7 protein-coding genes are annotated in these 8,053 nt (G+C 71.5%); 5 read left to right on the top strand and 2 right to left on the bottom strand.

Annotation, left to right across the window (positions count from 1 at the left end):
* The 5 genes from GRC12_RS08290 to GRC12_RS08270 form a co-directional block, all read left to right on the top strand.
* A partial coding sequence (locus tag GRC12_RS08290) for an ABC transporter substrate-binding protein (protein ID WP_208778522.1) occupies positions 1-1,374 on the top strand: 1,374 nt, incomplete at its 5' end.
* Positions 1,374-2,318 (top strand): carbohydrate ABC transporter permease, encoded by a 945-nt coding sequence (locus tag GRC12_RS08285; protein ID WP_208778521.1) that lies wholly within the window; start codon positions 1,374-1,376, stop codon positions 2,316-2,318. The genes GRC12_RS08290 and GRC12_RS08285, both read left to right, overlap by 1 nt.
* Entirely contained in the window at positions 2,315-3,142 is an 828-nt protein-coding gene (locus tag GRC12_RS08280) for a carbohydrate ABC transporter permease (RefSeq protein ID WP_208778520.1), read from the top strand. Before GRC12_RS08285 ends, GRC12_RS08280 begins: the two co-directional genes overlap by 4 nt.
* 14 nt (positions 3,143-3,156) lie before the next feature.
* Positions 3,157-4,161, top strand: coding sequence for a Gfo/Idh/MocA family protein (locus tag GRC12_RS08275; protein WP_208778519.1), 1,005 nt, complete (start codon positions 3,157-3,159; stop codon positions 4,159-4,161).
* Positions 4,158-5,171, top strand: a complete 1,014-nt coding sequence (locus tag GRC12_RS08270; protein WP_208778518.1) for a Gfo/Idh/MocA family protein — start codon at positions 4,158-4,160, stop codon at positions 5,169-5,171. The genes GRC12_RS08275 and GRC12_RS08270 overlap by 4 nt, the downstream gene beginning before the upstream one ends.
* Positions 5,172-5,289: 118 nt before the next feature.
* Here GRC12_RS08270 and GRC12_RS08265 read toward each other — a convergent pair whose 3' ends face one another.
* Both GRC12_RS08265 and GRC12_RS08260 read right to left on the bottom strand, forming a co-directional pair.
* Positions 5,290-7,209: an N-acetylmuramoyl-L-alanine amidase gene (locus tag GRC12_RS08265; protein WP_208778517.1), complete on the bottom strand. Its 1,920-nt coding sequence runs from the start codon at positions 7,207-7,209 to the stop codon at positions 5,290-5,292.
* A gap of 254 nt (positions 7,210-7,463) precedes the next feature.
* A complete protein-coding gene (locus GRC12_RS08260; protein ID WP_208778516.1) occupies positions 7,464-8,003 on the bottom strand; it encodes an isochorismatase family cysteine hydrolase in 540 nt (179 codons plus the stop codon).
* Between the last annotated feature and the right edge of the window lie 50 nt (positions 8,004-8,053).

Here is an 8,053-nt window from a genome sequence, read left to right as displayed (position 1 = left end):
CTCTCCGCCTTTCCAGGAGACACCGCCATGAGCCACAGCCGCCCGCATCCCCCGACCCATCTGCCCAGACGCGTCTTCCTCGCCGCCGCCGGGACCACCCTGCTCGCCGCCTGCGGCAGTTCCCTCACCCCCGGGGCCAAGTCGTCCGCGAGCAGCAGCGCGTCCGGACCCGCCGCCACCGCCGTCCCGACCGAGAAGATCACCCTGGTCATCGCCGACGCGGACGACACCACCATGACGCCCGGACTGATGGCGGCCTTCCACGCCAAGTACCCCAACATCACCTTCAAGCGCCAGTACACGGGCTGGGACGACTACCTCAAGAGCATCAACACCACGATGTCCGCGGACAGCGCCCCCGACATCGCCCAGTTCGTCTCCGGCATGAACAACCTGGTCAAGGGACGGCTCCTGCTCGACGTCGGCGCCTACAGCAAGGCGTACGGCTGGCCCGGCAAGTTCCCCGGCCTCGACCAGATCACGTTCACCGCCGACGGCCGGACCACCGGAACCGGCGCCCTGTACGGCGTGTCCGGTGGGCTGTCCTTCGAGGGCGTCTACTACAACAAGGCCAAGGCCGAGAAGCTCGGCATCACCCTACCGGCGGCCTCGATCGCCGACCTGGAGGCGATGTTCGCCAAGGCCGAGGCGGCCGGGGAGACCGCGCTCGTCGCCGGCAACCTCGACGGCGGCCTCAACCATCCCTTCAACGTGCTCCTCTCCGTCTACATGAAGCCGGCCGACCGCCAGGCCTGGGCCTACGGCCACCAGGGAGCCAAGATCACCGGAGCGGAGGCCGTCGCCGCGGCCACGACCCTCAAACGCTGGGTGGACAAGGGCTATGTGACACCGAAGGTCAACGGCGTCAGCGACAACGACGCCACCGCGGCCTTCGCCAAGGGCACCGGCGTCTTCCGCATCAGCGGCAACTGGGCCGCGGCCGCCGTCGCCAAGGGCCTCGGCGACGACGCGGGCATGTTCAACGCGCCACCCGCCGACAAGGGCGGCACCCTGCACACCACCGGCGCAGGCGTCTACTACTGCGTCTCCAGCAACACCAAACACGCCGCCGCGGCCACCGCCTTCCTCAACTTCTGCGCCAGCACCGAAGCCGCGCCCATCATCGCCAAGTCAGGCTTCATGGCACCCGACGCCTCCTCCATGCCGCAGCAGAGCGGACTGCTCGGCGACGTCGCCACCAGCTGGCAGGGCATCGCGAAGGACTCCGGCCTGGAACCGTTCGTCCAGAACGCCTCCAGCCCGACCATGCCCGACACCCTCACCACACAGCTGCAGCTGCTGGCCGGCGGCAAGGTGAGCGTGGAGAAGTTCCTGGCCAACCTCCAGTCCGACTTCGACCAGTACCACAGCTGATGGCCGTCACCACCCACCGTCCCCGGCCCGCGCCCACCGGCCACGCCCGCACCCGGGCCGGCCGGCGGACCGGCGCCCGGCGACGGCGCCGTGCCGCGGCCCTGCTGTACGTGCTGCCCGCCCTGCTGCCGTACACGCTGTTCGCCGTCCTGCCCGCCCTGCACACCGCCTACCTGTCCCTGTTCGACTGGGACGGAGTGACCCTGCCGTCCTTCACCGGGATCGCCAACTACCGCAAGGTCGTCAGCGATCCACAGCTGCGCGCGGCGGCCTGGCACGCCGGCGCGCTCATCCTGTTCTTCTCCGTCCTGCCCATCTGCGTCGGCCTGGTCTCGGCGGCCATCGTCGCCCGCCGCTCCGGCCGCCGCGGCACGGTGGCCGTCCGCACGCTGCTGTTCCTGCCGCAGGTCGTGCCGCTGGTCGCGGTCGCCATCATCTGGCGATGGGTGTACGCCGAGGACGGCACCGTCAACCAGGTGCTGCGCGCAGTGGGCCTGGGCCGGTACGCCGACTCGTGGCTGGGCAGCTTCAGCTGGTCGCTTCCGGCCGTGGGGCTGATCGGCACCTGGGTGGTGGCCGGACTGTGCATGGTGCTGTTCCTCTCCGGCACGCAGCGCATCGACCAGGAGATCCACGAGGCCGCCCGGGTCGACGGCGCGGGCCCGGTGCGGGAGTTCTGGTCCATCACGGTGCCGCTGCTGCGACCGGAGATCGCCGTCGCCCTGTCCATCACCGTGATCGCGGCGCTGTCCAGCTTCGACCTCATCTACATCACCACCGGCGGCGGCCCCGGCAACAGCACCGTCGTGCCCGGCATCCTCATCTACCGGCTCGCCTTCGGCGGCGGGCAGGTGGGCCTGGCCAGCGCGCTCGCGGTCGTCCTGACGGCGGTCATCTCCGTCGCCGTCCTCGTCATCAACCGCCTTGCCCGGGAGGCCCCGTGAGGACCCACAGGCCGAGAGGGCTCGCCGCACCGGCCGTACTGGCACTCTTCTGCGCCGCCGTCCTCGTACCGTTCCTGTCACTCCTGCTGGCCTCGGTGCAGCCCGCCGGGACACCGCTGACCGGGCTGGCGCTGCCGACCCACGGCATCCATCTGGAGAACTTCGTCCACGCCTGGTCCCGTGCCGGGTTCGGGCCGCTGCTGCGTTCCAGCACGGTGATCGCGCTCGCGGTCGTCCCGGCGGCCGTGCTGTGCGCCACGCTCGCCGGTTACGCGCTGGCCACCATGGACGTCCCCGGCGGCGGAAAGCTCTACGCCTACCTGCTGCTCGGCCTGTCCATCCCGACCGAGGTCACCGTCATCCCGCTCTACTACGACCTGCGGGCACTCGGACTGACCAACACCGTGCCGGGGCTGGCGCTGGCGGAGATCGCCGCCTTCATGCCCTTCGGCGTGTTCTGGATGCGGGCGCACTTCGCGACCATGCCGCGCAGCCTCATCGAGGCCGCCCGGCTGGACGGGGCCTCGTCCTGGACGACGTTGTGGCGGGTGCTCATGCCCAGTTCCCGTCCTGCCGTCACCACGCTCGGCGTGCTGTACTTCGTGTGGAGCTGGAACCAGTTCCTGCTGCCGCTGATCCTGATCCAGGACCCGAGCAGACGGACGGCCCCCGCCGGACTCGGTTTCTTCACCGGGCAGTTCGACGTCGACGTGCCTCTGCTGGCCGCGGCGACGCTCATCGTCATCACGCCTGTCGTCCTGGTCTACCTCTTCTTCCAGCGGCACTTCATCAACGGCGTGCTCAGCGGCGCCCTCAAGGGCTAGGAGGCTCGCAGCAGATGGCAGAACTCGACGTGGCGCTGATCGGCGCGGGCGGCATCGCCCGTACCCATCTGCCCGCCTGGACCGCGCTCGGCGCCCGGGTCCGCATCTACGCCCCCGACGGCCACGCCCCCGGCCTGGCCCGCGACTTCGGCGCCACCGCCGTCGGCACGCGTGAGGAGGCGATCGCCGGGGCGAACGTGGTGGACGTGTGCAGCCCGACCGACACGCACCGCGAGATCGCGCTCGCCGCGCTGGCCGCCGGCGCGCACGTGCTGTGCGAGAAGCCGCTGGCCCTCACCACCGCCGACGCCGAACTGATCGCCGACACCGCCCGGTCCGCCCGACTGCGCCTCTACCCCGGCCACGTGGTGCGGTTCTTCCCCGCCTACGCCCGGCTGCACGAGCTGGTCGCGGGCGGTGCGCCGGGCCGCGTCGCGGTGGCCCGGTTCACCCGCACCGGCCGTTATCCCACCTGGAGCCCCTGGTTCGCCGACCCGGAGCGCTCCGGGGGGATCCTCGTCGACCAGATGATCCATGACTTCGACATCGCGCGCTGGCTGTTCGGCGAGGTGGTCCGGGTCCACGCCGACCAGCGCGGCCATCTCACCTCCCCCGCCCCCGAGGGGGCCGTGGCCTCCGGTACCGCCGTCCTCACCCACGAGAGCGGGGTGATCACCCAGGTGGTGGGTGTGTGGGCGCCGCCCGCCACTCCGTTCCGCACCACGTTCCACGTCGCCGGTACCGGTGGCACCCTCAGCCACGACTCGCTGGCCTCCCCCGGTCTGCGGGTCACCGGCAGCGACCGGGACGCCGCCGGGGCCGACGGCATCCCGTCGGGCGACTTCGGCCAGTCCCCGTACGCCCTTCAGATAGCCGAGTTCGCCGCCGCCTTCACCGGGCGCGGGCCCGAGCCGCGGGTGACCGCGGGGGACGGTGTGGCGGCGGTCCGCATCGCCGAAGCCGCCGCCGTGTCCGCGCGCACCGGGCGGGCCGTGCGTCTCGAGGGGAGCCCCGCGTGAAAGTCGCCGTTCTGTCCTTCGCCCACGTCCACGCCGCCACGTACCTCACCCTGCTGCGCGACCGCGAGGACGTCGATCTCCTCGCCGCCGACCCCGACGCCCCGCCCGGCGACCCGGACCGCGGCCCGGCCCTCGCCGAGCGGCTCGGCGTGCCGTACGCCGCCACCTGGGACGAGGTGTTCGCCCAGCCGCTCGACGCGGTCGTCGTCACCAGCGAGAACGCCCGCCACCGCCCCCTCGTGGAACGCGCCGCGGCGGCCGGTGCCCATGTGCTGTGCGAGAAGCCGCTGGCCACCACCGAGGCCGACGCCCGCGCCGTCATCGACGCCTGCGCCCGCGCGGGGGTCGGCCTGATGACCGCCTACCCGGTCCGTTTCGGCTCCGCCTTCGCCGCGCTGCGGCGGGCCGTGGCAGACGGCTCGCTGGGCCGGCTGATCAGCGTTCACGGCACCAACAACGGCCGCAATCCGGCCCGTTCGAGCCCGTGGTTCGGCAGCCGCGAACTCGCGGGCGGCGGCGCGCTGATGGATCACACCGTGCACATCGCCGACCTGCTGGACGTGCTCCTGGACGGCGAACAGGCCGCGGAGGTGTACGCCCAGGCCAACGCCGTCCTGGACGCCGACCTCGGCCTGGACGTGGAGACCGCGGGGCTGGTCACCATCTGCTACCCCGGCGGCACGGTGGCCGCCGTGGACTGCAGCTGGAGCCACCCGCGGGACCATCCGACCTGGGGCGGTCTGACGCTGACCTGCGTGGGCGAGCGGGCGATCGTCGAACTCGACGCCTTCCCGCGGCTGTTGGACGGCTTCGACACCACCACCGCCCGCGCCCGCTGGGAGCCGGGCGGCGACGACCTGGACACGGCGATGCTGGACGCCTTCCTCGACACCGCCCGCACCGGCCGACGCCCGGCCCCGGACGGGGAGGCGGGCCTGCGGTCCCTGCGGGTGGTACTGGCGGCGTACGAGTCACTGCGCACGGGCCAGCCGGTGGCGCTGCCGGGCTGATGGCGGCCTCCTGGGTCGCATGGGGACGGTCCTCCCGGGGGCGGGGAACGGCCGGTGCCCAGGAGGCGGGAACCTCCTGGGCACCGGGGTTGTCCGTCGGTGTGCTCTCAGCCGGGTGTCAGGCGTCCGTGGCCGTGACGTCCGCCGCGTACACGAGCACGACGCGGTGGTTGTACTGGATGGTGTACATCGCCTTGCCGCCGGTGACGACCCGCCCGCTGGAGGGGAAGAAGTCGTCCGTGAGGGACGGTGCGGTGGTCGCCACGTAGGCCTGGCCGGCGGGGACGGTGTACATGCTCAGCGGGGCCTGCGTGGAGGGCGACAGACCCGAGGGGTACTCGGAGGCGTCGGGGTAGCTGGAGCCGTACACCGCCACCGGGGAGCTGCCGGCCGCCGTGATCACCTTCACGCCGTGGCCCGGCGCGGTGTTGCAGCCGTCCGGGTTGTGGAACCACACCTTGGCGCCGCTGTACCAGATGGCGGTCCAGTCGCCGTCCTGGTCGGCGACGACGAACTGCTGACCGGCCACGGCCGTGCTGCCCCAGTCGTTGATGCGGTCGGTGCCGGCCGCGCCGGGGTGGATGGCCTGGTCGCCAAAGAGCGGGGCGGTGTCGCTGGGCTCGGTGCGCAGGTAGACGAAGTTCGCCTTCTGCTGCGTCTCGGTGCAGGCGGTGGTGGCGCCGGTCGGGTCGTCGGAGGGGCAGATCTGGACGGTCTGCAGGTTGGCGTCGAAGCGCGGGGCGATGGTGACGACCGAGCCGACGGGGCCGACGCCGTGAGGCCCGGTGTGCACCCCGAGCAGGTCCATGAAGTGGTTCCAGTCCCAGCCCGGGCCCGGGTCCCAGTGCATGCCGGAGACGAGGGAGGACCTGGGGCCGGCGACGTTGTCGTGGCCGATGATGTGCTCGCGGTCCAGCGGTATGCCGAAGCGGGCGGCGAGGTACTTCACCAGGTCGGCCGTGGCCTCGTACTGCGCCTCGGTGTACCAGGTCGCGCCGTGGGCGGCGTAGCCCTCGTGCTCGATGCCGATCGAGTGCATGTTGGTGGAGTAGTTGCCCGCGTGGAAGGCGAGGTCCTTCGTCGGGACCATCTGCGTGACCGCGCCGTCGGAGGAGCGCATCACGTAGTGCGCCGCGGCGCCGCCCGCCTGCTCGAAGGTGGTGATGGCGGCGTCGTAGGAGCTCTCGGTGTCGTGGATGACGATGGTGTCGATCCGGATGCCGTTGGCGGGGCGGTTGGAGACCTGGCCGTTGGACGGCGACGCCGGGACGAAGGTGCAGGCGACGGTGGTGGGGCACTCGGTGGCGGAGTCCGCCGCGGCCTTCAGGTGCAGCGACGCCAACTGGCCGGTGGCCGGGCGGACATCGGTGTCGGCCGACAGGGAGACGCGTGTGCCGTCGGTCGTGGTGCGGTGCGCGCCCTTCTTCATGGTGGCGAAGACGCGGTCGGCGAAGGCCTCGGCGCCCTGGCGCCGGGTGGACTGGCTGTAACGGGCCACGGCCGCGTACCAGTTGCCGGGCTGTGCGGAGGTGGAGCCGGTCGCGGCCTTCTGGTACGAGGCGAGCAGGGCCGCGCCGCCACGGATGTTGGCGGCCGGGTCGGTGCGCAGCTTCCGCGCCGGCACGCCGGTCAGCTTCGCGGCGGCCTGCACGGTGTGCAGGGCCGGGTCGGCGGCCAGCTTGGTCAGGTCGCCGCGGCCCGCCGCGCCCGCGTCGCCGCCGGCCATCATGGCGGGGGTGACGTCGGTCAGGTGCATCGGCCCGTAGCCGCCGTCCGTGCTGTGCTGCCCGGGGTGGGTTTCCCAGGCGGACTCCTGGTACGCCACCGCGAGCAGCACCTGGCGCGGGACGTGATACGCGTCTGCGGCGTCCTTGAAGTCCTGCTGCAGACCGCTCGCCGCGGGCGCGGCATCACCGGTGGCCAGTGCCGTCACCGGTACCGCGATTCCGCCCCCGACGACGAGCGCCGCGAGGGCGGCCAACAGGCTCACGCGACGGCGCTTCGACGCGTGTCCGCGCCTGGTACTGCTTGTGGTCATGAAGGTCCCCCGGACCTGAGAGAGATCGAAATGGCCGGGCGGACAGCACATATGACGGCGCGTCAGGTGGTCGACCGACGACGAGTGCGCGCACCACTGCACGAACTCTGCGCCGCTGTCCGTCGGCTTCTGCGAAGGGGATGATCCACCTCAGGGGGAACTCGCGTCAACCTCGGTCGCGGGACGGGCAGTTCACCACTACAGAGGGTCCTGCAGCCATCACGGTCCAGGAACGCGCATCCGGTGGGCTGTGCTCAGCCGCGCCACAGATCGTCGCCGTCACGCACCTGGGCGCCCATGTTGCGTTCCATCATGCGCAGCGCGGCCTGGGCGAGGTCGCCGTGGATGTGGGCCACCGCGTCCCGGGGAACGGTCACGTCGAAGTGGCGGATGTGGGCGTCCAGCGCCGAGTAGAGGATGCACTGCTCGGTGACCTGCCCGCACAACACCAGGTGGTCGATGCCCTGTTGGGAGAGCAGATAGTTCAACGGGGTCTCGAAGAAGACCGAGTGGCGTGCCTTGACGACGAAGAGGGAGCGGTCGTCGGGCACGAGCGGTTCCACGAGTGCCGCGTGCGGACCGGACAGGGCCTTGTCGAGGAGTTCGCCGTGGTGCGAGCGCCATTCGCCGAAGTTGTCGTTGACGTAGATGACGGGTACGTCGTTGTCGCGGGCTCGTTCCAACAGCGCGGCCACCCGTGGGACGACCTCCGTGACCGAGGGCAGCAGCAGGTCGGCGTCGGCGTGATCATAGGTGTTGATCATGTCGATGACGATCAGTGCGCTCTTGCCCATACCCACCAGAGTGCCCCGCTGGCGGAAGCCATGCAGACCTCGACCAAGAT

Source organism: Streptomyces griseorubiginosus (genome assembly GCF_017614965.1).
Taxonomy (GTDB): domain Bacteria; phylum Actinomycetota; class Actinomycetes; order Streptomycetales; family Streptomycetaceae; genus Streptomyces; species Streptomyces griseorubiginosus_B.
Note: the sequence above shows the minus strand (reverse complement) of the source record. Positions and strands in the feature narration are given on the sequence as shown.

What these genes read in the sequence shown, in the direction of transcription:
- GRC12_RS08285 (WP_208778521.1), top strand. Translation starts at nt 1,374, where the DNA reads ATGGCCGTCACCACCCACCGTCCCCGGCCCGCGCCCACCGGCCACGCC.
- GRC12_RS08275 (WP_208778519.1), top strand. Translation starts at nt 3,157, where the DNA reads ATGGCAGAACTCGACGTGGCGCTGATCGGCGCGGGCGGCATCGCCCGT.
- GRC12_RS08265 (WP_208778517.1), bottom strand. Translation starts at nt 7,209, where the DNA reads ATGACCACAAGCAGTACCAGGCGCGGACACGCGTCGAAGCGCCGTCGC.
- GRC12_RS08260 (WP_208778516.1), bottom strand. Translation starts at nt 8,003, where the DNA reads ATGGGCAAGAGCGCACTGATCGTCATCGACATGATCAACACCTATGAT.